At 48.2% G+C, this 332-nt stretch carries 1 tRNA gene; it reads left to right on the top strand.

The window, feature by feature from the left end:
* The first annotated feature begins 153 nt into the window (after positions 1 to 153).
* Positions 154 to 229: transfer RNA gene (locus tag CWB99_RS23615), tRNA-Phe, on the top strand.
* Positions 230 to 332: the final 103 nt, after the last annotated feature.

Genomic DNA, 332 nt, shown 5'->3' with positions numbered 1-332 from the left:
CGGATAGTCGGCACCATTTATATTTTTAGCCCAGATAGCTCAGTTGGGCGAAACAAGACCGAAGCACTGCTTCGCAGCTTGTTGAGGTGGAGTCAGGACGACGACAGGCCACCGCTTCATGGACGAAAGAGTAGCACAATATAACCAGTTTTAGCCCAGATAGCTCAGTCGGTAGAGCAGAGGATTGAAAATCCTCGTGTCGGTGGTTCGATTCCGCCTCTGGGCACCATTATTTTTTAAGTCTGAAATTCAGGCTGCTGCTTTAAAGCAGCACAATATAACCAGTTTTAGCCCAAATAGCTCAGTTGGGCGAAACAAGACCGAAGCACTGC

The sequence above is a fragment of the Pseudoalteromonas rubra genome (assembly GCF_005887095.1).
Lineage (GTDB): Bacteria > Pseudomonadota > Gammaproteobacteria > Enterobacterales > Alteromonadaceae > Pseudoalteromonas > Pseudoalteromonas rubra_E.
Note: the sequence above shows the minus strand (reverse complement) of the source record. Positions and strands in the feature narration are given on the sequence as shown.